The organism is Xanthomonas sp. 1678, from assembly GCF_031455575.1.
Classification (GTDB): Bacteria; Pseudomonadota; Gammaproteobacteria; order Xanthomonadales; family Xanthomonadaceae; genus Xanthomonas_A.
Genome location: NZ_JAVDSZ010000018.1, coordinates 16,671 through 40,057, shown reverse-complemented (window position 1 = coordinate 40,057; position 23,387 = coordinate 16,671). Strand labels below are relative to the sequence as shown.

General features: G+C 70.9%; 20 protein-coding genes. 11 read left to right on the top strand and 9 right to left on the bottom strand.

Translation table 11 applies throughout. The annotated features are described in order from the left end of the window. Nucleotides 1-54: 54 nt before the first annotated feature. Nucleotides 55-1,875, top strand: coding sequence for a GspE/PulE family protein (locus tag J2Y70_RS21430; RefSeq protein WP_309922333.1), 1,821 nt, complete (start codon nucleotides 55-57; stop codon nucleotides 1,873-1,875). Between the two features lie 7 nt (nucleotides 1,876-1,882). Here the strand turns inward: J2Y70_RS21430 and J2Y70_RS21425 are convergent, their stop codons facing one another. Continuing rightward, nucleotides 1,883-2,521, bottom strand: coding sequence for a GNAT family N-acetyltransferase (locus tag J2Y70_RS21425; protein WP_309922331.1), 639 nt, complete (start codon nucleotides 2,519-2,521; stop codon nucleotides 1,883-1,885). 87 nt (nucleotides 2,522-2,608) lie between these two features. Here J2Y70_RS21425 and J2Y70_RS21420 point away from each other — a divergent pair, with 87 nt between their 5' ends. After that, the gene (locus J2Y70_RS21420; protein WP_309922329.1) at nucleotides 2,609-3,379 is read left to right on the top strand and encodes a glutamine amidotransferase; all 771 of its coding nucleotides are present in this window, start codon (nucleotides 2,609-2,611) and stop codon (nucleotides 3,377-3,379) included. Nucleotides 3,380-3,426: 47 nt separating this feature from the next. Then, nucleotides 3,427-4,326: a BPSS1780 family membrane protein gene (locus tag J2Y70_RS21415; protein ID WP_309922326.1), complete on the top strand. Its 900-nt coding sequence runs from the start codon at nucleotides 3,427-3,429 to the stop codon at nucleotides 4,324-4,326. Between the two features lie 149 nt (nucleotides 4,327-4,475). Here J2Y70_RS21415 and tatC read toward each other — a convergent pair whose 3' ends face one another. From tatC to J2Y70_RS21395, 4 genes are all read right to left on the bottom strand, one after another. Further along, on the bottom strand, nucleotides 4,476-5,219 hold the full coding sequence (tatC, locus tag J2Y70_RS21410) for a twin-arginine translocase subunit TatC (protein WP_263396535.1): 744 nt from the start codon (nucleotides 5,217-5,219) through the stop codon (nucleotides 4,476-4,478). Then, complete coding sequence (tatB, locus tag J2Y70_RS21405; protein ID WP_309922323.1) at nucleotides 5,216-5,743, bottom strand: Sec-independent protein translocase protein TatB; 528 nt, start codon at nucleotides 5,741-5,743, stop codon at nucleotides 5,216-5,218. Before tatB ends, tatC begins: the two co-directional genes overlap by 4 nt. 15 nt (nucleotides 5,744-5,758) lie before the next feature. Beyond that, nucleotides 5,759-5,983 (bottom strand): Sec-independent protein translocase subunit TatA, encoded by a 225-nt coding sequence (tatA, locus tag J2Y70_RS21400; RefSeq protein ID WP_263396537.1) that lies wholly within the window; start codon nucleotides 5,981-5,983, stop codon nucleotides 5,759-5,761. A gap of 319 nt (nucleotides 5,984-6,302) precedes the next feature. Then, nucleotides 6,303-7,211: a YSC84-related protein gene (locus J2Y70_RS21395; protein WP_309922318.1), complete on the bottom strand. Its 909-nt coding sequence runs from the start codon at nucleotides 7,209-7,211 to the stop codon at nucleotides 6,303-6,305. 166 nt (nucleotides 7,212-7,377) lie between these two features. On the opposite strand from J2Y70_RS21395, the gene hemH reads away from it, so the two are divergent. The 3 genes from hemH (at nucleotide 7,378) to J2Y70_RS21380 (ending at nucleotide 9,673) form a co-directional block, all read left to right on the top strand. Continuing rightward, a complete protein-coding gene (gene hemH, locus J2Y70_RS21390; RefSeq protein WP_309922314.1) occupies nucleotides 7,378-8,337 on the top strand; it encodes a ferrochelatase in 960 nt (319 codons plus the stop codon). Beyond that, nucleotides 8,334-9,176 (top strand): alpha/beta hydrolase, encoded by an 843-nt coding sequence (locus J2Y70_RS21385; protein ID WP_309922311.1) that lies wholly within the window; start codon nucleotides 8,334-8,336, stop codon nucleotides 9,174-9,176. The genes hemH and J2Y70_RS21385 overlap by 4 nt, the downstream gene beginning before the upstream one ends. A gap of 272 nt (nucleotides 9,177-9,448) precedes the next feature. After that, nucleotides 9,449-9,673, top strand: coding sequence for a hypothetical protein (locus tag J2Y70_RS21380; RefSeq protein WP_309922307.1), 225 nt, complete (start codon nucleotides 9,449-9,451; stop codon nucleotides 9,671-9,673). Between the two features lie 144 nt (nucleotides 9,674-9,817). Here the strand turns inward: J2Y70_RS21380 and J2Y70_RS21375 are convergent, their stop codons facing one another. The 3 genes from J2Y70_RS21375 to ttcA form a co-directional block, all read right to left on the bottom strand. Then, complete coding sequence (locus J2Y70_RS21375) at nucleotides 9,818-10,597, bottom strand: SprT family zinc-dependent metalloprotease (protein WP_309922304.1); 780 nt, start codon at nucleotides 10,595-10,597, stop codon at nucleotides 9,818-9,820. Between the two features lie 540 nt (nucleotides 10,598-11,137). Then, on the bottom strand, nucleotides 11,138-12,046 hold the full coding sequence (locus J2Y70_RS21370; RefSeq protein WP_263396542.1) for a recombination-associated protein RdgC: 909 nt from the start codon (nucleotides 12,044-12,046) through the stop codon (nucleotides 11,138-11,140). Between the two features lie 116 nt (nucleotides 12,047-12,162). Next, nucleotides 12,163-13,035, bottom strand: coding sequence for a tRNA 2-thiocytidine(32) synthetase TtcA (ttcA, locus tag J2Y70_RS21365; RefSeq protein WP_309922299.1), 873 nt, complete (start codon nucleotides 13,033-13,035; stop codon nucleotides 12,163-12,165). Between the two features lie 547 nt (nucleotides 13,036-13,582). Between ttcA and xylA the strand changes: the two genes are divergently transcribed. Beyond that, complete coding sequence (gene xylA / locus J2Y70_RS21360) at nucleotides 13,583-14,923, top strand: xylose isomerase (protein WP_309922296.1); 1,341 nt, start codon at nucleotides 13,583-13,585, stop codon at nucleotides 14,921-14,923. 26 nt (nucleotides 14,924-14,949) lie between these two features. Here xylA and J2Y70_RS21355 read toward each other — a convergent pair whose 3' ends face one another. Next, nucleotides 14,950-16,026 carry a LacI family DNA-binding transcriptional regulator gene (locus tag J2Y70_RS21355; protein ID WP_309922293.1) on the bottom strand — a complete coding sequence of 359 codons (1,077 nt, stop codon included), beginning with the start codon at nucleotides 16,024-16,026 and terminating at the stop codon, nucleotides 14,950-14,952. A gap of 182 nt (nucleotides 16,027-16,208) precedes the next feature. Here J2Y70_RS21355 and J2Y70_RS21350 point away from each other — a divergent pair, with 182 nt between their 5' ends. The 4 genes from J2Y70_RS21350 to J2Y70_RS21335 are packed head-to-tail and all read left to right on the top strand — an operon-like array spanning nucleotide 16,209 to nucleotide 23,386. Beyond that, nucleotides 16,209-18,413: an alpha-glucuronidase family glycosyl hydrolase gene (locus tag J2Y70_RS21350; RefSeq protein ID WP_309922291.1), complete on the top strand. Its 2,205-nt coding sequence runs from the start codon at nucleotides 16,209-16,211 to the stop codon at nucleotides 18,411-18,413. Further along, nucleotides 18,410-20,410 (top strand): sialate O-acetylesterase, encoded by a 2,001-nt coding sequence (locus J2Y70_RS21345; protein WP_309922288.1) that lies wholly within the window; start codon nucleotides 18,410-18,412, stop codon nucleotides 20,408-20,410. Before J2Y70_RS21350 ends, J2Y70_RS21345 begins: the two co-directional genes overlap by 4 nt. A 10-nt stretch (nucleotides 20,411-20,420) precedes the next feature. Continuing rightward, a complete protein-coding gene (gene manD / locus J2Y70_RS21340) occupies nucleotides 20,421-21,680 on the top strand; it encodes a D-mannonate dehydratase ManD (protein ID WP_309922286.1) in 1,260 nt (419 codons plus the stop codon). A 53-nt stretch (nucleotides 21,681-21,733) separates the two neighbouring features. Beyond that, nucleotides 21,734-23,386 (top strand): glycoside hydrolase family 43 protein, encoded by a 1,653-nt coding sequence (locus J2Y70_RS21335; protein WP_309922283.1) that lies wholly within the window; start codon nucleotides 21,734-21,736, stop codon nucleotides 23,384-23,386. Nucleotide 23,387 lies beyond the last annotated feature (1 nt).

The window sequence follows — 23,387 nt, the reverse complement described above, 5'->3', positions numbered from 1 at the left end:
GGTGCGCTAGTATAGCGACCGACTTGCGGGGACTTCCGCGCACCGGACCTGACCATGGATTCGCGACCTGCCGCGCAGCCGCCCGCCGTGCCTGTACCCGCTGCCGTGTCGCTGCCGCCCGGGCGCCTGAGTTTCGAGCGCGTGGCCGCTGCGTTGCTCGCCGACGGCCTGGTCGCGCCGGCCGAGCGCGGCCGCATGCAGTTCTCGGCGCAGTCCGCGCGCACCGTCAGCGACGTGCATCCGCTGGTGCTGCTGTCCAACCTGAAACTGGCTGCGACCCGTCCGCCCGGCAGCGAGCTGGGCCTGGAGCGGCTGACCGAGTGGCTGGCGCAGCGCTGCGGCCTGCGCTACCTGCGCATCGACCCGACCCGGGTCGACGTGGCCGCGGTCACCGCCGTGGTCTCGCACGCCTACGCGCGCCGCCACCGCATCCTGCCGCTGGCGCTGGACGCCGAGCGCGTGCTGGTGGCGACCAGCGAGCCGCTGGCGCTGGACTGGCTGGCCGACGTGCAGCACCTGGCGCGGCGCCGGATCGAGATCGCGGTGGTCAACCCGCTGGACCTGCACCGCTACACGATGGAGTTCTTCGGCGTGACCCGTTCGGTGCGCGGCGCCAAGGACGGGCGCAACGAGCAGAGCAGCGGCCTGCCCAGCTTCGAGCAGCTGGTGGAACTGGGCCGCGGCGGCGACGTCAATGCCGACGACCACCACATCGTGCACATCGTCGACTGGCTGCTGCAGTACGCCTACGAGCAGCGCGCCAGCGACATCCACCTGGAGCCGCGGCGCGAGGCCGGGCGCATGCGCTTCCGCATCGACGGCGTGCTGCACAAGGTGCTGGAAGTGCCGCCGGCGGTGATGACTGCCATCGTCAGCCGGATCAAGGTGCTCGGGCGCATGGACCTGGCCGAGCGCCGGCGCCCGCAGGACGGGCGCATCAAGACCCGCTCGCCGGGCGGACGCGAGACCGAGATGCGCCTGTCGACGATGCCCACCGCGTTCGGCGAGAAGTGCGTGATGCGCATCTTCGACCCGGACGCGGCGTTCAAGAGCGTGGACCAGCTCGGCTTCAGCGCGCAGGAGGCGGCCGGCTGGTCGGCGCTGGTCGAGCGCCCGCACGGCATCGTGCTGGTCACCGGCCCGACCGGCTCGGGCAAGACCACCACGCTGTACTCCACGCTCAAGCGCCTGGCCACCCCCGACGTGAACGTGTGCAGCGTCGAGGACCCGATCGAGATGATCGCGCCGGAGTTCAACCAGATGCAGGTGCAGACCAACATCGACCTGGACTTCGCCAGCGGCGTGCGCACCCTGCTGCGGCAGGACCCGGACATCATCATGATCGGCGAGATCCGCGACCTGGAAACCGCGCAGATGGCGGTGCAGGCCTCGCTGACCGGGCACCTGGTGCTGTCCACCCTGCACACCAACGACGCGCCCTCGGCGATCACCCGCCTGCTCGACCTGGGCGTGCCGCACTACCTGGTCGCCTCCACGCTCAACGGCGTGCTGGCGCAGCGCCTGGTGCGCACCCTGTGCACGCACTGCAAGCGCCCGCACACGCTCAGCGAGATCGAATGGGACGCGCTGCGCGAGCCGGGCGAAGCGCTGCCGGACGACGTGCAGGTGCACGCCCCGGTCGGCTGCCTGGAATGCCGCCGCACCGGCTACCTAGGCCGGGTCGGCCTGTACGAACTGCTGCCGGTGACGCCGCGCCTGCGCGCGCTGATCCGCGCCGACATGGACCTGGCCGGCTTCAGCCGCGCCGCGCAGGCCGAAGGCGTGCGCAGCCTGCGCCGCGCCGGCCTGGAAAAGGTCGCCGCCGGGCTGACCACCATCGAGGAAGTGCTGTCGGTGCTGCCGCCGCGCGAGTAGGCGGCGCCTATCCCGGGATCACCGCGGTCGCGAACGGCGAGAGTACCTGCCAGCCCAGCGCCCGGTAGAGCGCACGGCCTTCGTCGGTGGCGACCAGGATCTGCTGATCCGGCGCGCGGCATGCCGATCCCAGCGCCTGCATCAGACAGCGGCCCAGGCCGCGGCGGCGGTGTGCCGGCGCGACGGCGATGCGGTCGTAGACGAACACGCCCGCCGCGGCGATCGCGTAGCCGCTGGCGGCGACATCGCCGCCGCACAGGATCGCCACGGTCCAGACCGGGCCTTGCGCCGACCGTTCCATGCGATAGCCGGCCGGCAAGGTACAGCAAGGCGGCGCCGCCGACCGGCTCTGCATCACCCAGCGCATGGGCTGCAGCTGCCAACGCGGCGGCAGGTGTTCGGCCAATTGCCGCGCGCTGCCGCACAACTTCAGGAACAAGCGCGGTTGCTCGATCCGCGCGGCCAATGCGGCCAGCCCCGCAACCGGTTCGGCGAAGACGTAGCGCATGCGTTCCTGCGCCTGGCCGGTATCCACTCGCAGCCCGCCATGATCGGGCACCGGCAGGGGCAGTTCGCGCCCTACCGAGCGCGCATGCAGCCAGGCCTGGATGAGCGGCAGGTCGATCGCAGAGGATGAAATGGCCATGGCGCCGCAGCAGTCGATGCGCTCCGATGATAGCGCCGGACGCGGCGAGGCTTGAAAAGCGCCTGCCGATGCTGTCTAAATCGGGTCATGCCGCTGGGATCCTACCGTCCGTCCGCCGCGCCCTTCCTGATCCTCGAGACCGGTGAGCCGGTGGCGACGATGCGGCGCTATGGGCGCTTCCCGCACTGGATCCGCGTCGCCGCCGGCCTGGCCGAGCGCGACACCGTGGTCGCCAATGTCGCGGCCGGCGCCGCGCTGCCCGCGCGCGCAGGCTTCGCCGGGATCATCGTCACCGGCTCGGCCGCCTTCGTCACCGACCGCGCCGACTGGAGCGAGCGCTCGGCCGACTGGCTGCGCGAGGCCGCTCACGACGGCACGCCGCTGCTGGGCATCTGCTACGGCCACCAGCTGCTGGCGCATGCGCTGGGCGGGGAGGTCGCCTACAACCCGGCCGGGCGCGAATCGGGCACCGTGCATATCGACCTGCACCCACCGGCGTTCGACGATCCGCTGTTCGCCGGCCTGCCCGAACGCTTCCCGGCCCACGCCACGCACCTGCAGACGGTGCTGCGCGCGCCGGCCGGCGCCACCGTGCTGGCGCGCTCGGCGCAGGACCAGTGCCACGCCTTCCGCTGGGGCGAGGCGGCCTGGGGCGTGCAGTTCCACCCGGAATTCGCCACCCATCACATGCGCGGCTACGTGCACGCCCGCGCCGACTGTCTACGCAGCGCCGGCCGCTGCGCCCGTACCATCGCCCGCGAGGTCAGCGCCGCGCCGCTGGCGCGCAAGCTGCTGCGGCGCTTCGTTCAGCACGCGCGCGGCCAGCAACCCGCCGGCGGCCAGGTAAAACCGCGATAATCTGTGCAGGCGCCGCGTCGTACGGCGCCCCCCACTTCGGATTGGCAATGATCGAGATTCGCAAGCTGCCGGCCTCGGCCGGCGCGGAATGGCTGTTGAGCGGGATCGCGCTGCTGCGCCGCGCGCCGCTGGCGCTGGGCCTGTTGGGGGTGATCTGGGGCCTGGCGGCGCTGCTGGCGTTGCTGATGGGCGCGCTGAGCCCGACCCTGGGCATGCTGGCGCAATTGCTGCTGGGCCTGGCCGGGCCTTTGCTGTTCGGCGGGCTGGTGTGGGCGGTACGCGAAGTGGACCAGGGCCGCACCGCGCAGCCGGCGCACCTGCTGCAGGGCGTGCACGACGGCCGCGCGCCGAGTCTGCTGGTGGCGCTGCTGCCGCAGGTGGTGGTCGGCCTGGCGCTGGGCGCCCTGGCCCTGGTAGTGGTCGGCCAGAGCGGCTGGGAGCAGCTGGCGACGGTGATGACCAAGCTCAACGAACTCGGTCAGTCCAGCGCCCAGCCGGATCCGGCGCAGGTCGAGCAGCTGGTGGCGACGCTGCCGGCGATGCGCATCCTGCTGTGGCTGCTGCTGGTGTTCGTCGGCTTCGTGGCGGTGACCCTGACCCTGTTCGTGCTCGCCCCGCAGGTGATGTTCGACGGCCGCGGCGGCCTGGCGGCGATGCGCAACAGCCTGCGCGCCTGCCTGCACAACCTGCCGGCGATGCTGGTGTTCTTCATCCTGGCCTTCATCGCGATGTTCGCGCTGTATTTCGCCCTGGTGCTGGTGATCCTGCTGGTACAGGCGCTGGCCGGGCCGACGATCGCGGCCCTGGTTGCGCAGCTGCTGCTGATGGCGCTGGCGATGCCGGCGCTGGCCGGCGCGGTGTACGCGGCGTGGAAGCAGATGTTCGTGCACGCCGGCGATACCGCGCCGGCGGTGCCGCCGCCGCCTTCCAATGTGTTTGTGGCCTGAGCAGCCGGGACTTGGGACTCGGGATCGGGGACTCGGAAAAGCGGGGCTCCCGCTCCCTGTAGGAGCGACTTCAGTCGCGACGGGCTTTACCGGAACTGCTTGGTCACGGCAGACGCACTGACGCTAGGCAGCGCCAAGCGGGAAATCCGCTAGTCGCGGACTTCCACTTCCGGCGGCTTCCTGGTCACCGCCGCCGCGGCGATGATGCCCAGTTCGTACAGCAGGCACATCGGGATCGCCAGCATCAGCTGCGAGACCACGTCCGGCGGGGTCAGCACCGCGGCCAGCACGAAGATGCCGACCACCGCGTAGCCACGGCCTTCGCGCAGCTGCTGCGGGGTCACCCAGCCGAGCAGGGCCAGGATCACCAGCGCCACCGGCAGTTCGAAGCTGGCGCCGAAGGCGAAGAAGATCGCCAGCACGAAATCCAGGTACGCGCCGGCGTCGGGGGTGAGCTGGATGATGTCCGGCTTGAACGTGGTCAGGAAGTGGAACACCGCCGGCAGCACCAGGAAATAGGCGAAGGCGCAGCCAACGTAGAACAGCAGCACCGCCGAGGCCAGCAGCGGCAGCGCCAGGCGCTTCTCGCGCTGGTACAGGCCCGGGGCGACGAAGGCCCAGGCCTGGTACAGCAGCCACGGCACGGCGATGAACACGCCCACGAAGAAGGTCAGCTTGAGCGGGGCGAACACCGCGCCGGCCGGGTGGGTGGCGATCACGCTCTGGCCGATCGGCAGCTGCGCGAGCATCGGCGCGGCCAGCCAGGTGTAGATGGGCTTGGAGAAGGGCAGCAATGCCAGCACCACCACGCCCAGGCCGAGCAGCGCGCGCACCAGGCGCGCGCGCAATTCGACCAGGTGTTCGATCAGGCTGCTTTCGGCTTCCGGATTCATCGCGGCGCCTCAGGAGTGCCGTTGGGCGGTGTGGCGCCGGGTGCCGGTGCGGCGGGCGCAGCGTCGTGCGGGGCCGGCCGCGGCTCGGTGGAGGCGTGCGTGGGCGCAGCGGGCTGCGGCGCCGCGGACGGTTCCGCAGCGGCGGGCACGCCAGCCGGCGCCAGCTGCTCCACCGGCTGCGCCGGGGCCTGCGGTTCGGCGGATGCGGCGTCGGCGAGCGGCTCCGGTCCGGTCGGGTCGATCTCGCGGCGCAGCGCCTCGGTCTCGCGCTGCAGCTGCTGGCCGCCGTCGCGCAACTGCGATTCGGCCTGGCGCAGCGAGGCCTGCACGTCCTGCAGGCTGCGCTTGAGTTCTTCCGCTTCCAGTTCGCGCTCCAGTTCCTGCTTCACCGAGTCCCACTGCGCGCGCGCGCGGCGCACCCACAGCCCGGCGAAGCGCGCGGCCTTGGGCAGCCGTTCCGGGCCGAGCACCACCAGCGCCACCACAGCGATCAGCAGCAGTTCGCTGAATCCGATATCGAACACGCCAGCGGCTTCCGATCAGCGCGCGTCGCGGTCGCGTTCGGCCTGGGTCTCGCGGGACTGTTCGCTGCGCGACTCGTCGCCGAGCTGGCCGGCGGGCTTGTCTTCGTCGCGCATGCCTTTCTTGAATTCCTTGACCGCACTGCCGAGATCCTTGGCGCCGCTGGTCAGCCGCTTGGTGCCGAACACCAGCAGCACGATCACCAGCACCACAAGCCAGTGCCAGATGCTAAAACCGCCCATGATCCGCTCGCAGAGAAGTCGTAAGGAACGCGCAGGATAACGCACCGCGCCGCAGTGCGTTCGGTGCGGCGCGCCGAAGGCGTGTCAACGCATTTCCGGAGTGGGCTGTGCCGCTGTGGCGCGTGCACGCGGCAAGGAACAGGGTGAGACGTGGACCGCTGTCCACACCTGGCGCTGACGCGGCGGCCGGCGCATGCCGCCGCCCTGCGGATTGCGGGCCTGGCGGGCCGTAATCGACCGGCCAGTCAGGTACTGCGCCACGCGGCACCGGACGACGGTCTGCCAGGCTGTCACGGCCTATTCGGGAATGAATGGGCGCCTAGCGATTGCCGTCGAGCGATTCGGTGCGGATCTCGCCTTCGGATACCGGCTGGAAGCCACCCTGCGGCGGCGGCGTCTGCGGCGGCGCCTGCAAGGGCGCGGTGCTGGCGCCGTCGGCGGGTTCGGCACCAGTCGCTGGCGCGGCCTGCGCCGAGGGCTGCGGCCGCGGCGGCGGAGCGCTGGCGGTGCGGGCGGCGCCGCCGTCGGTGCCGCGGTTCTGCCGCGCCGCGTAGGTGGCTTCCTCGAGCTTGTCGCGGAACGCGACCACGTCGTTGGACGGCAGGCTGGTGGTGCGGCCTTCGAAGATCATGCGCGGGGTGGTGTTGCTGCCGTACACGTTGAGGTCGGCGGCATCGTCGATCTGCAGCGCGGCGCCGTCCAGCGCCACGCCGGCGAACAGGCCGCGCGCGCGCGACCACGACCAGATCTCGGCCTTGAGCTGGCCGTCGGTGGCGGCCGAGGCGTTGCGCCCGACCGGGCCGGCGGCGACGCCGGCATCGGCGCCGAGGGTGAACTTGCCGTTGACGATGTTGTCCAGGCTGCGGTCGTTGCGGAACACCAGCACCACGTCGGAGGACTGCACGCCGACCTGGAAGCCGATGCTGCCGCCGGTGAGCTTGACGAACACGGGGTTGGACCAGGTGCCGTCGGGACGCTTGACCGACATCAGGCCGTGGCCGCGGCGCCCGCCGATGACCAGGCCGGCCTTGAGCGTGTCCGGGATCACCACAATCGCGCGGCCCTCGTCGAGCAGCTTGTCGGGGATGGACTGCTCCGGGATCTCCTGGATGTCGCTCAGCACGCGCAGCGCATTGCGCGCGCGCTCGTCTTCTTCCGGGCCGGCCACGGCATGGCCGACGAACAGCGTGGTGCTCAACAACAGGGCGATGCGCGGCAGGCGAGGCATGGCGGGCTTCCGAAATAGGTCCGCAGCAAGATACTGCAAGTCCTTGAACTTAGTCACAGCGCAATGAATCGGCAATGAGCGATGGCGCTGCGCGTGCGGGCATGCCGATCGTTGCGATAGACACGATCGCAACGCGCGCGACGGGCGCCTCTGCCACAATGCATGCATGTCCGACACACCCGATACCGCCGTGCTGGTGGTGAACCTAGGCACGCCCGAGGCGCCGACCGCGCCTGCGGTCGCCCGCTACCTGGCCGAATTCCTCGGCGATAAACGCGTGGTGGCGATTCCCAAGCTGTTCTGGTGGCCGCTGCTGAACTGGATCATCCTGCCGCGCCGCTCGCCGCGCTCGGCGGAGAAGTACGCCCTGGTGTGGCTGCCGGAAGGCTCGCCGCTGGCGGTGTACACGCGGCGCCTGGCCGAGGGCATGCAGCGCGAGCTGCCCGACCACCGCGTGGCCTGGGCGATGCGCTACGGCACGCCGGCGCTGGCGCCGGCCCTGGACGCGCTGCGCGACGGCGGCGTGCGCCGGATCGTGGTGTTGCCGCTGTACCCGCAGTATTCGACCACCACCACCGCCTCGATCGAGGACGTGGTGCAGGCCTGGCAGGCGCGCAATCCGCAGCTGCCGGTGACCCTGATCGAGGACTATCCGACCGACCCGGGCTGGGTCGAAGCGGTCGCCGACAGCGTGCGCGCGCACTGGGCGCAGCACGGCCGCGGCGAGACCCTGTTCTTCTCCTTCCATGGCCTGCCCCAGCGCGTGGCCAACAACGGCGACCCGTACCCGCAGCGTTGCGAGGCCAGCGCGCAGGCAATCGCCGCGGCGCTGGGCCTGGACGCCGGCGAGTGGCAGCTCGGCTACCAGTCGCGCTTCGGCGCCGAGCGCTGGCTGCAGCCCTACGCCGAGCCGAGCCTGTGGCAATTGGCCGAGCAGGGCACCAAGCGGGTCGACGTGATCTGCCCGGGCTTCGCTACCGACTGCCTGGAAACGCTGGAGGAAGTGGCCATGGGCTTCGTCGAGACCTGCGCCGCGCGCGGCATGCAGGTGCGTTACATCCCCTGTCTCAACGACGCCCCGGCGCACGCACGCGCGCTGGCGCAGCTGGCCGCGCGCGCCGCATGACATTGCGTCCGTTCGCCTGCCCGTCGCGGGTGGGCATGCTGGCCGGGCTGCGCAGCGGCGATCCGCAGGGCCCCAAGGTGCTGGCGCTGCACGGCTGGCTGGACAATGCCGCCAGCTTCGTGCCGCTGAGCGCGCAGCTGCCGCAGCTGGACCTGGTGATGCTGGACCTGCCCGGCCACGGCCACAGCGACCCGCTGCCGGCCGGCGCCGACTACCTGCTGACCGGCGCGCTGCATCCGCTGCTGGACGCGGCCGACGCGCTGGGCTGGGAACGTTTCGCGGTGATCGGCCATTCGATGGGTGCGGCGATCGCCAGCACCCTGGCCGCGGCGGTGCCGCAGCGGGTCGCCAAGCTGGTCGCGATCGAGATGCTCGGCGGCCTGGCCGAGACCGTGGAGGGCACGCTGGAGCGGCTGCGCGACAGCGTCGACGCGACGCGTCGCGCGAACACCGCGCCGCTGCGCGTGTTCCCCGACCTGGCCGCGCCGGTGCGCGCGCGGATGCAGGCCAACCAGCTCAGCGAGCCGGCGGCGCGCCTGCTGGTGGAGCGCGGGGTGCGGCCGGTGGAGGGCGGCTACGTCTGGCGCAGCGACCGGCGCCTGACCCTGCCCACCGCGGTGCGGTTGAGCGAGGCGCAGGTGCAGGCGCTGCTGGCCGGCATCGAGTGCCCGACGCAGGTGATCTACGCCGATCCGGCGCAACCGTACTTCCCCGAGCAGCTGCGGCGCGAGCGCGCGGCGCGGCTGCGCCACGGCCGCGTGCACGTGCTGCCGGGCACCCACCACCTGCACATGGAACAGCCGGCCGCGGTGGCGGCGCTGCTGCGCGACTTCCTCTGAGCCGCCGGCCTGCGCCGCCCGGATGGGCTCCCAGCGCTGAATGACGAACCTGCACAATCTCCGTGAAGCTTGTGTGTAGAAAAGATTTCGCTTAAGTTCCCGCCACGCCTGCCGACAAAACAGGCATAGACGCGATACGTCTTGCGTACGCGGCCCGATCCCGGCGTCCTGACATGCCGGCGTAGTGCCGCTCGGACCGTATCGCTCGCTGGCGCCGGAGGCCGCGCCAGGTGTGAGGTAGGCGGGGAGAGGGGGCCTGCCGGGCGCTGCGCATGGAGTTCTTCTTCCGCAGCGCTGAGGCGAAATCCGCCGATCCGACCCGTTGCTGCATCGCCGACGCCGCTGCGTCGCATCGAGACGACACCCACTCCGAACAGGTTTGCCGGATCAGCCCGGCGGCATCGCGCTGTCGGCCGACTGCCCGGTCGGCGAATGGCTGGCTACATCTGCAGGCCGGCGTTGCCGGCATCCGCGCGCGCTGCAGTCCTGCCCGGTGAGCGACTCGATGAGGTCGCCGTTGCCGCTATCGGGCGTTGGGCTGATGCTGATGACGGCGTGCGGGAGCGGCCCGGGTTGTCCAGGACCATCGTCGCGACCGGCGTCACTGAGGAATCCTGCTGCGACCAGAGTCGCAAACCCGCCTAGCTCAACAACCGCCGCATTTGCGCCTTCAGGCGCCGCCCGTGGGCGTGGAAATAGTCGCGCTCGGCGCGCCAGGCCGGGAACCGCGCTTCCACTTCGCGCCAGAACGCGGGCGAGTGGTTGGCCTGGAGCAGGTGGCACAGCTCGTGGACCAGCACGTACTCGAACGCCGACGGCCGCCCGAGCACCAGCGCCAGGTCCAGCGCCATCGAGCCGTCCGGCGCCAGCGAGCCCCATTGCGAGGACATCACCTTCAGCCGCACCCGCGCCGGCGCGCGCGGCAACGACGGCAGGTACCTGGGCAGCCAGCGGCCGACGTCGGCGCGCGCCTGCGCTTCGTAGAACTCGCGCAGCGCGCGCGCGATCGCCGCATCGCCGGCGCGCGCCGGCAGCTGCAGCAGTGCGCCCTCGGCATCGACCTGCAGGTGCGCGTAGCGGCCTTCGCTCCAGCGCAGCGGCAGACGCTCGCCGCGCAGCGGCAGCCAGCCGGGCACGCCGCGTTCGAGGCCCGGTTCGTTGTCTTCGTCCTGGTAGCGCGCCAGCTGCTCGCCGAGCCAGTGCCGGTGCTCGAGCAGGAAGCGCTCGCCGGACACCAGGCTGGCGCGCAGCGGCAGGGTCAGGCGCGCGCCGCGTTCGTCCACGCTTAGCTTGATCCGCCGCGCGCGCGGGTCGCGCACGCGCAGCACCTCGATCTCGCGCTCGTCCAACCGCAGGCGGACGAGGTCGCGTTCGACCGCCGCGGCAGGCGGCGCGATCAGGCGACGAAGGAAATCGGGCATGCGCACAGCATACCGCTCATGCGTGCGTGCACGGTGACAGCGTGCGCCGATCGCGCCGCATGCTTCAGCTGAATTCCGTCACGGGCGCCCCCGGAGCGTTCGGCAGTGGACCCGAGCAGCGCATGCCGCGGCCCCTGTAGGAGCGGCTTCAGCCGCGACGAACGAAGTCAGGAAGCCGGCCGGTTGGCAGCAGTCGGGACTGAAGTCCCTCCCACAGTGCACCCAGCCGGCATGCTGGGGCTCCCTTGTGGGAGCGACTTCAGTCGCGACGAGCGAAGTCAGGAAGTTGTCCGGCTTCGGTAGCTGCTGGTCGGGGCTGAAGCCCCTCCTACAGTGCACCTGACCAGCAGGCGCGGCTTGCGTAGGAGCGGCTTCAGCCGCGACGACCGCAGCCGGAAAATTGCTCGGCTCCGGCAGCAGTCGGGACTGAAGTTCCTCCCACAGTGCACCCGGCCGGCATGCTGGGGCTCCCTTGTGGGAGCGACTTCAGTCGCGACGAGGGGAGCCGCCAAATCGAGGCGGCCCGCTGCCGGCCTTGCCTCAGGCCTCTGCCTTGCTCAGCTTCAGCGCCTCTTCCAGCAGCAGGAACAGGCGCCGCACTTCGGCGCTCATCAGCGCGAAGCGGGCGTCCAGTTCGGCGCGCACGCCGTCCTGGTCGGCGTTCTCCAGTTGGTCCAGGGCGCCGTCGAGGAATTTCAGCTTGCGGATCACCAGGTCGTCGCCGAGCACGAAGGAGACGTGGTCGTCCAGGATCAGCGCCAGCTTGGTAACCTGCTTGCCGGCTTCCAGGTGCTTGTCGATCTCGTCGCAGCGCAGTTCCTGGTGCTGACACTTGACCACCGCGCCGCCTTCGATCGGATCCTTCATCTCGCATTCCTCGCCCAGGCTCAGGCCTTCGGGCAGGGGCTCGCCGGCGATCCAGCCGGTCAGGATCGAGCGCGGCGCCACTTCCGCGTTCAGCGGCAGCGCCGGGAAGCTGCCCAGCACGCCACGGATCTCGGACATCACGTTCTCGCCGCTCTTGCGGCTGGAGGTGTCCACCGCGACGTAGCCGTGCTGCAGGTCGAGCATCGCATCGGTGCGCGAGGTCTTGACGAAGGCGCGCGGCAGCAGCTCGTGGATCAGGTCGTCCTTGAGCCGCTTGCGCGCCTTGCCGCCGGGCCGGCGGCCTTCCTTCTCCTCGATCTCGGCGACCTTGCGCTCGAGCAGGTCGTTGACCACCGAACCGGGCAGGATCTTGTCCTCGCCGCCGACGGTCAGCCACAGGAACTCGGCGATGCGGTGCGACAGCACCTCGCGCTCGTCGCGGCCGAACGGGGAGATGAAGCCGCGCGAGCTCATTTCCAGCGGGCCGACCGGCTTGAGCTGCACCTCCGGCAGGAGCTTGTCGATCTCGGAGAAGTCGAGGGTGGTGGGGAAGCGGAACAGGGTCAGGTTGCGAAAGAACATCGAGCATCCAGCAGAAGGAAACGGAACGGCCCGGCGCCAGGCGCAGGGTGGGGCGGCGGGCATTGTCGCATCGCTCCCGCCCCGATACCGCAACGCGCGGTTCAGCGGCCGATGCGTCAGGCCCCGTCGTCCAGCGGCCAGCCGACGGCGGCCACGGCATCGGCGGCGCCGAGCGCGCGGAAATCGAACAGGGCCGGGTCGGCCAGCTGCGCCGGCTGCACGTTGCCCATGGCGCGCGCGATCTGCTCGATGCGGCCCGGATGCTCGCGGTCCCACTGCTGCAGCATCAGCCCGACCTGGCGCCGCTGCAGGTTGTCCTGGCTGCCGCACAGCGTGCACGGGATCAGCGGGAAGCCGCGCGCCTGCGCGTACTCGGCGATGTCGGCCTCGCGCACGTAGGCCAGCGGCCGGATCACCACGTGCTGGCCGTCGTCGCTGCGCAGCTTGGGCGCCATCGCCGCCAGCTTTGCGTGGAAGAACAGGTTCATGAAGAACGTGGCGACGAGGTCGTCGCGGTGGTGGCCCAGCGCGATCTTGCTGATGCCGTTCTCGGCGGCGTAGCGGTACAGCGCGCCACGGCGCAGCCGCGAGCACAGCGAACACATCGTCTTGCCCTCGGGCACCACGCGGCTGACCACCGAATAGGTGTCCTGCTCGATCACGTGCCAGGCCACGCCGAGCGCGCGCAGGTAGTTGGGCAGCACGTGCGCGGGGAAGCCGGGCTGTTTCTGGTCCAGGTTCACCGCCACCAGCTCGAACGGCACCGGTGCCTTGCGCTGCAACTGCAGCAGGATGTCCAGCAGGGTGTAGCTGTCCTTGCCGCCGGACAGGCACACCATCACCTTGTCGCCGGCCTCGATCATGCCGAAATCGGCGATCGCCTGGCCGACCTGCCGGCACAGGCGCTTGCCCAGCGCCGACGGCGTGCGCCGATCGCGCGGGGCGGGATCGGCAAGGGATTGCGTCAGGGGCAGGGGCGTGGATGGCATCGGCGCGCATTGTAGTCGGCGCGACCCGGGGCGCGTTGCAGTGGTAAGCATGCCCGCGCTCAGGAGGCGCTGCGCGCGATCCGACAACCGCACGGCACCGGGTGGCGCGCACGCGATGCGCACGGATGGCGCAGCGCAGCAAGCGTTTCGCCGGTGGGCTGGGTAAAGTCGGCCTGTCCCCCGGCTTGCGAACGCATCTGATGGCCCCCTCGGCTTCCCTCCGCAGCGAAGCTTTTTTTAGTGCGGTTTCTGGTAGCGCTACCATAACGTTGCGTCCGTCACGGTTCGCTCGCGGCAGCGGCCGTCGGTCGTCGTCCGGCATCGCCTGCGCTGGCGCCAGGCCGCGCCGCCACGGCGGGCAAGGTGCCTGCGCCATCTGTATCGAACATCCGCGCGTCGCCACTGGCGGTCACCAGCCGCGGCTGTGCGCACGGCCCCATCCATTCGCGGCCGCGTCGGCCGCCGTCTCGGCTGCCGGCATCGTGCCGGCCCGGCGGCGGCAACGCGCGTCCTCTTCTTCCTCCCACTGCACAGGACTCCATCTCCCATGAGCAACTCCGTCTACATCGGCGCCAAGGAACACTTCCCGGGCATCGGCCGCATCGCGTTCGAAGGCAAGGCCTCGGACAACCCGCTGGCGTTCAAGGTCTACGATGCGACCAAGCGCATCGGCGACAAGACCATGGCCGAGCACCTGCGCTTCGCGGTGGCGTACTGGCACAGCTTCTGCGGCAACGGCGCCGATCCGTTCGGGCCGGGCACGCGCGCCTATCCGTGGGACGCCGACAGCGATGCGCTGGGCCGCGCCGAAGCCAAGGCCGATGCGGCGTTCGAGTTCTTCACCAAGCTCGGCGTGCCGTACTACTGCTTCCACGACATCGACCTGGCGCCGGACGCGGACGACGTCGGCCAGTACCAGAAGAATCTGCAGCACATGGTCGGCGTCGCCAAGCAGCGCCAGGCCGACACCGGCATCAAGTTGCTGTGGGGCACGGCCAACCTGTTCTCGCACCCGCGCTACATGAACGGTGCGGCGACCAACCCGGACTTCAACGTGGTCGCGCGCGCGGCGGTGCAGGTCAAGGCCGCGCTGGATGCTACCGTCGAGCTGGGCGGCGAGAACTACGTGTTCTGGGGCGGCCGCGAAGGCTATGCCAGCCTGCACAACACGCAGATGAAGCGCGAGCAGGACAACATGGCGCGCTTTCTGACCATCGCCCGCGACTACGGCCGCAGCATCGGCTTCACCGGCAATTTCCTGATCGAGCCCAAGCCGATGGAGCCGATGAAGCACCAGTACGACTTCGACAGCGCCACGGTGATCGGCTTCCTGCGCCAGCATGGCCTGGACAAGGACTTCAAGCTCAACATCGAGGCCAACCACGCCACGCTGTCGGGCCACAGCTTCGAGCACGACCTGCAGGTGGCGTCCGATGCGGGCCTGCTCGGCAGCATCGACGCCAACCGCGGCAACCCGCAGAACGGCTGGGACACCGACCAGTTCCCGACCGACCTGTACGACACGGTCGGGGCGATGCTGGTGGTGCTGCGCCAGGGCGGGCTGGCGCCGGGCGGGCTGAACTTCGACGCCAAGGTGCGGCGCGAGTCGTCCGATCCGCAGGACCTGTTCCTGGCGCACATCGGCGGCATGGACGCGTTCGCGCGCGGGCTGGAGGTTGCGCATGCGCTGCTGACGTCCTCGCCGCTGGAGCAGTGGCGCGCCGAGCGCTACAGCAGCTTCGACAGCGGCGCCGGGGCGGCGTTCGCGGCCGGCAGCAGCACGCTGGCGGACCTGGCGGCGCACGCGGCCAAGGCCGGCGCGCCGCAGCAGGCCAGCGGCCGCCAGGAAGCCTACGAGAACCTGATCAACCAGTACCTGATCCGCTGATGCGGAGCAGGCCGACCGCCGCCGCGTCAGCGCCGCTCGGTGCGCGCGGTGGCCGGTGCGGCGACCGAATCGCGCTTGACCAGCTGATGAGCGAGCACATGATCGATCCTTGCCCGAGCCGTGTGTTCCTTGCTGCGGATGCTGCGCAGCAGGATGTCGATCGCTGCGTCGGCCATCGCCGCGATCGGCTGGCGGATGGTGGTCAGTTCCGGCCACACCGCGGTCGCGGCCGAGGTGTCGTCGAAGCCGACCACCGACAGGTCGCGCGGCACGTCCAGGCCGCGCCGGTGCGCGACCGAGATCGCCGCGGCGGCCATGTCGTCGTTGCTGGCGATGATCGCGCTGGGCCGCTGGCGCCGCGACAGCAGCTTCTCGGCGGCGTCCAGGCCGGAGCGGTAGGTGTAGTCGCCCGGCTGCAGCAGGTGCCGGTCCAGGCGCAGGCCGGCTTCGGCCAGAGCGGCCTGGAAACCTTCGAAACGGCGCGCGCTGGCCGACAGGTTGGAGCGGCCGGCGATGTAGCCGATGCGGGTATGGCCCTGCGCGATCAGGTAGGCGGTGATGTCCTTGCTGGCGTTGAACTCGTCCACGCGCACGCAGGCCACCCGGTCGCTGAAACGGTCGGAGGCGATAGCCACCACCGGCACCTTGGCACGCACCAGTTCGTGGATCGCGGCCTCCGATTCGCACAGCGGCGGCGGCAGGATCACCCCGGCCACGCCGCTCTTGGCCAGCTTGCGCGCGGCCTTGCGTTCGACTTCGGCGCCGAGGTCGTCCCAGTAGTCCACCACCACCTGGATCGAAGTGCGCGAGGCGGCGCGCAGCACGCCGACCAGCAGCTCGCCCAGGTAGGCGCCGCTGGGATTGCTGTAGATCAGCGCGACCCGCGTGCTCTGCGCGGCGGCCAGGGCGCTGGCCGCCAGGTTCGGCGTGTAGCCGAGCGTGTCGACTGCGCGCATGACCTGCTCGCGAGTGGTGTCGCGCACGTTGCCCTGGCCGTTGATCACCCGCGACACGGTCATCGGCGAGACCTTGGCGAGCGCGGCCACCTCGTCGATGGTCACGGCAAGGCTCTTGCGACGAACCGATTTCCTGACCTTCTCCAAGATGTGCCTCTTCGCTGGCTTGCGGGCGTGGATCTCGACCGGGGACGTCCTGCGCAAGCCCCGTGTGCGGCGGCGCCGCGGCACGGTGTGGATCCCGATGCGAGTGAGGCCTGCATGGTACCGGGAAGCCGGGTGGGCGGCGACCGCCGGCGGACGCCGGCGCCGTGCAGCGGGGCGCACGCATGAGCGCCATCGTCACGCCGCAGCGCGCGCAACCGCCGCAGCACCCCGCGCGCGGCGGATGGCTGCGCTGCGCCGTCCTGTGGCTGACGCTGCTGTTGCCGGCCGCCGCGGCGCAGGCCGAGGATGGCTACGACCTGTGGCTGCGCTACCAGCCGCTGCCCGAGGTGCAGGCCGCGCCGTGGCGCGCGGCGGCGACGCAACTGGTGGCCGGCGCCGACACGCCGCTGCAGGTGGCCGCGCGCGATGAGCTGCGCCGCGGCCTGGGCGGCCTGCTCGGCGCAGAACCGCCGCTTGCCGCCAGCGCTGACCGCGCCGGTGCGATCGTGCTTGGCACCCCGGCCACGCCGGCGATCGCGCGGCTTCGGCTGGACACGCGCGGCCTGGGCGAGGAGGGCTACCTGATCCGCAGCGTGGTGGTGGACGGCCGCCCCGCGACCGCGATCGTCGGCGGCGGCGAGCGCGGCGCGCTGTATGCGGCCTTCCGCTTCCTGCGCCTGCTGCAGACCGGGCAGGCGCCGGCGGCGCTCGCGTTGCGCGATGCGCCGCGGGTGAAGCTGCGCGTGCTCGACCACTGGGACAACCTGGACGGCGTGGTCGAACGCGGCTACGCAGGCGCCTCGCTGTGGGACTGGCAGAAGCTGCCCGGCTACGTGGATCCGCGCTACACCGACTACGCGCGCGCCAACGCCTCGATCGGCATCAACGGCGCGGTGCTGAACAACGTCAACGCCAACGCCTGGAGCCTGACCCCGGCGTACCTGGACAAGACCGCGGCGCTGGCTGCGGCGCTGCGTCCGTACGGCATCCGCGTGTATCTGAGCGCGCGCTTCAGCGCCCCGATCGAGATCGGCGGACTGGCCACCGCCGATCCGCTGGACCCGGCGGTGCGGCGCTGGTGGCGGGCCAAGGTCGACGAGATCTACGCGCGCATTCCCGATTTCGGTGGCTTCCTGGTCAAGGCCAATTCCGAAGGCCAGCCCGGTCCGCAGGACTACGGACGCAGCCACGCCGACGGCGCCAATATGCTGGCCGATGCGCTGGCGCCGCACCGCGGGGTGGTGATGTGGCGGGCCTTCGTCTACTCGCACGAGCAGCCGGACGACCGCGCCAAGCAGGCCTACAGCGAGTTCGTGCCGCTGGACGGCAAGTTCCGCGACAACGTGGTGGTGCAGGTCAAGAACGGCGCCATCGACTTCCAGCCGCGCGAGCCGTTCCATCCGCTGTTCGGGGCGATGCCGAAGACGCCGCTGATGCTGGAATTCCAGATCACCAAGGAGTACCTGGGCTTCGCCACGCACCTGGTCTACCTGGGCACGCTGTACCAGGAAACCCTGCAAGCGGATACGCAGCGCGGCAAGCGCGCGACGGTGGCGCGGGTGGTGGAGGGTGCGGTGGACAAGCACGCGCTCAGCGGCATTGCCGGGGTCGCCAACATCGGCGCCGACCGCACCTGGTCCGGCTCGATCTTCGACCAGGCCAACTGGTACGCGTTCGGGCGGCTGGCGTGGGATCCGCAGGGCGACGCGCAGGCGATCGCCGAGGACTGGGTGCGGATGACGTTCGGCAACGACCCGGCGCTGGTCGCACCGGTGGTCGGGATGATGATGGCTTCGCACCAGGCGGCGGTCGACTACATGACCCCGCTCGGCCTGCATCACCTGATGGGCCGCGGCCACCACTACGGCCCGGCGCCTTGGGATACGGGCAGCGCGCGGCCGGACTGGGATCCGGTGTACTACCACCGTGCCGACCGCGACGGCATCGGCTTCGACCGCAGCGCGACCGGCAGCAACGCGGTGGCGCAGTACGCGCCGCCGCTGGCGCGCCGCTTCGGCGATGTGCGCACGGTGCCGGAGGCCTATCTGCTGTGGTTCCACCACGTGCCGTGGGACCACCGCATGGCCTCGGGCCGGCCGCTGTGGGACGAACTGCTCGGCCGCTACGACCATGGTGTGGCCGAGGTGGCGCGAATGCGCGCGACCTGGGCAGGGTTGGCGCCGTACGTGGATGCGCAGCGCTATCGCCAGGTCGCCGATTTCCTGGCGATCCAGCAGCAGGAGGCGCAATGGTGGCGCGATGCCAGCATCGCCTATTGGCAAGAAGTGTCCGGGCGCGCGCTGCCGCCCGGCACCGCGCCACCGGCGCATCCGTTGCCGTACTACCAGGCATTGCGTTTTCCGTATGCACCGGGGAATCCGAAATGACATCGCACCGTTCGCTTGCCGCGCGCGCGCGCCGCCTGTTGCTGGCGGCGCTGTGCCTGCCCGCGTTCGCGCATGCCGGCGAGGCGCCGTTGTTGCATCCGCTGTTCCAGGACCACGCGGTGCTGCAGCGCGATGCGCCGATCCGCGTGTGGGGGCAGGCCGCGGCCGGCGAGACGGTGACCGTGCAGCTGGCGCAGCAGCGGGTGCAGGCGCGTGCCGACCGCCAGGGCCGCTGGCAGGCGCAGCTGGCGGCGCTGCCGGCTGGTGGGCCGTACACCTTGCAGGCCAGCACCGCGCGCGGCCGCACGCAGCGCGCCGACGACGTGCTGCTCGGCGACGTGTGGCTGTGCTCGGGCCAGTCGAACATGGAACTGTCGGTGCAACGTTCGCTGGATACGCGCAGCGAGATCGCCGATGCGCAGCAGCCGGCGATCCGCATGTTCAAGGTGCCGGCGCAGTCCAGCCCGACGCCGCAGGCGCAGTTCGGCGGCGCGGCCGCGTGGCAACCCACCACGCCGGAGACGGTCGGCGCGTTCTCCGCGGCCTGCTATTACTTCGCCCGCGAACTGCGCAAGAGCGTGGACGTGCCGATGGGACTGATCAACGCCTCCTGGGGCGGTTCGCAGATGCAGGCGTGGATCGGCGATGCGGCGCTGCGCAAGGTCGATGGCAACGCACCGGCGCTGGACGTGCTGGCGCGCTACGCCACCGATCCGCAGCAGGCGGCGCCGCGTTGGGGCAGGCTGTGGGAAGCGTGGTGGCGCGCGCACGGCAGCGGTGCGCCGTGGCAGCCGGACGACGCCGGTGGCGACTGGCGTGACGTCCCGGCGCTGGACGCCTGGGACGACTGGGGCGTGCCGCAGCTGGTCAATTTCAACGGCATGGTCTGGTACCGCAGCACGCTCACGCTGAGCGCCGAGCAGGCGAAACAGCAGGCGAAACAGCAGGCGACGCTGGCGCTGGGGCCTGTGGACGAACTCGACCAGACCTGGGTCAACGGCCAGGCGGTGGGCAGCAGCTACGGCGCCGACCAGCCGCGCAGCTACCGCCTGCCGCGCGGCGTGCTGCGCGCGGGCAAGAACACCATCGTGGTCAACGTGTACAACAGCTACCGCCGCGGCGGCCTGCTGGGCGGTGCGCAGGCGCAGCAGTTGCAACTGGGCGACGGCAGCCGGGTGGCGTTGGCCGGGTGGCAGTACCGCAGCGTGTCGCCGCAGCTGGGCACGCCGCCGCGCGCGCCGTGGTCCTCGGCCGCGGGCCTGACCACGCTGTACAACGGCATGATCGCGCCGCTGGGCCGGGTCGGCCTGCGCGGCGTGCTGTGGTACCAGGGCGAATCCAATACCGGCGACGCGGCGGGCTATCCGGCGCTGCTCGACGCCTGGCAGCGCGACTGGCGGCAGCGCTTCGGCGCGCAGTTGCCGCTGCTGCTGGTGCAGCTGGCCAACTACGGTGCGCCACCCACCCAGCCCGGCGACAGCGGCTGGGCGCAGCTGCGCGAGGCGCAACGGCGCTTCGTCGCCGCCGACCCGCATGCCGGCCTGGCGGTGGCCATCGACATCGGCGACCGCTACGACATCCATCCGGCCAACAAGCAGGAACTCGGCCGCCGCCTGGCGCGCGCGGCGCGGCACGTGGTCTATGGCGAGGCGTTGGCGCCGTCCGGGCCGGTGCCGCATGCGCTGCGCCGCGAGGGCGCGGCGCTGGTGGTCGATTTCGACGATGTCGATGGCGCCTTGCAGGCCTACAGCGCCGCCGCACCGATCGGTTTCGAACTGTGCGGCGCGGCGCCCGGCAGCTGCCGTTACGCGCAGGCCGAACTGCAAGGCCGCAGCGTGCGCCTGCCGGCACCCGCCGGCACCGCGCCCACCCGCGTGCGCTACTGCTGGGCCGACAGCCCGGTGTGCACGCTGTTCGATCGCGCCGGATTGCCGGCCGGTCCGTTCGAACTGTCCCTCCCGACCGCGGCCCGTGCGGCCGCGGCTTCTTCTCCCTGAGCGACCCGCGATGACCCAGACTTCCGACAGCGCTTCTTCCGCCCAAGGCTCGGCCCGCGATCGCGAGATCGTCGAGGCGCGGGTCATCGTCACCTGCCCGGGGCGCAATTTCGTCACCCTCAAGATCGTCACCCGCTCCGGCGTGTACGGCCTGGGCGACGCCACCCTCAATGGCCGCGAACTGGCGGTGGCGTCCTACCTGCAGGATCACGTGGTGCCGAACCTGATCGGCCGCGACGCCGGCCGCATCGAGGACATCTGGCAGTTCTTCTACCGCGGCGCGTACTGGCGGCGCGGACCGGTGACGATGACCGCGATCGCCGCGGTGGACGTGGCGCTGTGGGACATCCTCGGCAAGATGGCCGGCATGCCGCTGTACCAGCTGCTGGGCGGGCGTTCGCGCGAAGGCGCGCTGGTCTACGGCCACGCCAACGGCCGCGACATCGCCGAGACCAGCGAGGAAGTCGCCCGTTTCCGCGAACTCGGCTTCATCGCCATCCGCGCGCAGTGCGGCGTGCCCGGGATCAAGAAGACCTACGGCATCTCCAGCGGCGGAAAGCCCTACGAGCCGGCCGAGAGCGAACTGCCGACCGAGACCGTGTGGTCCACGCCGCGCTATCTCAGCGTGGTGCCCAAGCTGTTCGAGCGGCTGCGCGCCGACCATGGCGAGGAGATCGAACTGCTGCACGACGCGCATCATCGCCTGACCCCGATCGAGGCGGCGCGGCTGGCGCGCGACCTGGAACCGTACCGGCTGTTCTGGCTGGAAGACGCAACGCCCGCGGAAAACCAGCGCGCGTTCGAGACCATCCGCCAGCATTCTGTGACGCCGCTGGCGGTGGGCGAGGTGTTCAATTCGATCTGGGACTGCAAGCATTTGATCGAGCAGCAGCAGATCGACTACATCCGCACCACCATCGTGCACGCCGGCGGCATCACCCACGTGCGCCGCCTGGCCGACTTCGCCGCGCTGCACCAGGTACGCACCGGCTTCCACGGCGCCACCGACCTGTCGCCGGTGTGCATGGGCGCGGCGCTGCACTTCGATACCTGGGTGCCGAACTTCGGCATCCAGGAATACATGTTCCACTCCGACGAGGCCAACGCGGTGTTCCCGCACGACTACACGTTCCATGCCGGCCGCCTGCATTGCGGCGAGACGCCCGGGCATGGCGTGGACATCGACGAGGCCCTGGCCAAGCGCTACCCGTACGCGCCCAAGCAGCTGCCGGTCGCGCGGCTGGAAGACGGCGCGATGTGGGACTGGTGATGCGCATGCGCTGGGGACGCGCACTGGTTTTGGCGCTGCTGTGTGTCGTGGCGATGCAGACTGCATCGGCGCAGCGCGGGCAGGCCGCCAGCATTGCCGAATTCGATTGGTTCGAATACCGCGGCGACGATGCCGTGTTCGCTGAACCGCTGCCGCCTGGCCACTACCGCAATCCGGTGCTGGCCGGCTTCTATCCCGACCCCAGCGTCGTCCGCGCGGGTGATCGCTACTACCTGGTCAATTCCACCTTCGCCTATTTCCCGGCGATCCCGGTGTTCGAGAGCCGCGACCTGGTGCACTGGCGGCAGGTCGGCAACGTGGTCGAGCGCGCCGAGCAGCTGGATTACGAGGGCCTGCGCGTGTCGCGCGGCATGTTCGCCGCCAGCATCGCGCACCACCAGGGCCGCTTCTACGTGGTCGGCACCGCGGTGGACAGCGGCGGCAATTTCGTCGCCACCGCCGACGATCCGGCCGGGCCGTGGTCGGCGCTGCACTGGTTGCCGGACATCGACGGCATCGACCCGTCGCTGTTCTTCGACGACGACGGCACCGCCTACCTGCTCAACAACGGTCCGCCGGAAGGCACGCCGCTGTACGAAGGCCACCGCGCGATCTGGATGCAGCGCATCGACCTGGCGCGGATGCAACCAGTCGGTCCGCGCAAGGTGCTGGTCAACGGCGGCACCGACCTGGCCAGCAAGCCGATCTGGATCGAAGGCCCACACCTATACAAGCGCGATGGCTGGTACGTGCTGTCCTGCGCCGAAGGCGGCACCGGTCCGCAGCACTCGCAGGTGGCGCTGCGCAGCCGCACGCCATGGGGTCCGTACGTGCCGGCGCCGCACAATCCGATCCTGACCCAGCGCGACCTGCCCGCCGAGCGCGCCAACCCGATCAGCAACGCCGGCCATGCCGATCTGGTCGAAGGCCCCGATGGCAACTGGTGGGCGCTGTTCCTGGCCAGTCGCCCGTATGCGGGCGAGCGCTACAACACCGGCCGCGAGACCTTCCTGCTGCCGGTCACGTGGAATGACGGTTGGCCGTCGATCCTGCCCGCGGGGCAGCCGATTCCCTACGCCGCGCCGGGCCCGGCCGGACTGCGCGCCGATGCCGACGTCGCACCATTGAGCGGCAACTTCACCTGGCGCGACGGCTTCGATGCGCCGCAACGCGACCGCCGCTGGCTGCTGCTGCGCACGCCCAAGCGCGAGTGGCTGGACCTGCGCGCGCGTCCCGGCTGGCTGACCCTGCAGCCCGATACGCAAGGCCTGGACGGCAGCGGCAATCCTGCGTTCCTGGCCTACCGGCAGCAGCACATGCGCTTCGACGCCAGCACCGCCGTACAGATACCGGCGCAGCCGGGCGTGGTCGCGGGCCTGGCCGCATTCCAGAACGCCGATGCCTGGTACGTGCTCGGCGTGCGCCGCCGCGGCGCGCGCGCCGAAGTGTTCCTCGACAAGCGCGACGGCAAGCGCACCACCACCGTCGCGCGCAGCGCGGTCGATGCCAAGGGCGCGCTGCGCCTGAAGATCGCCGGCGACGGCGGCCGCTATGCCTTCGCCTACGCCGCCGATGGCCAGGACTGGCGTTGGCTGCGCCGCGACGACGACGCGGCGATGCTCAGCACCGCCGTGGCCGGCGGCTTCACCGGCGTCACCCTGGGGCCGTACGCCCGCCGCGAACCGGATCGATCCAAGGAGCAATGAC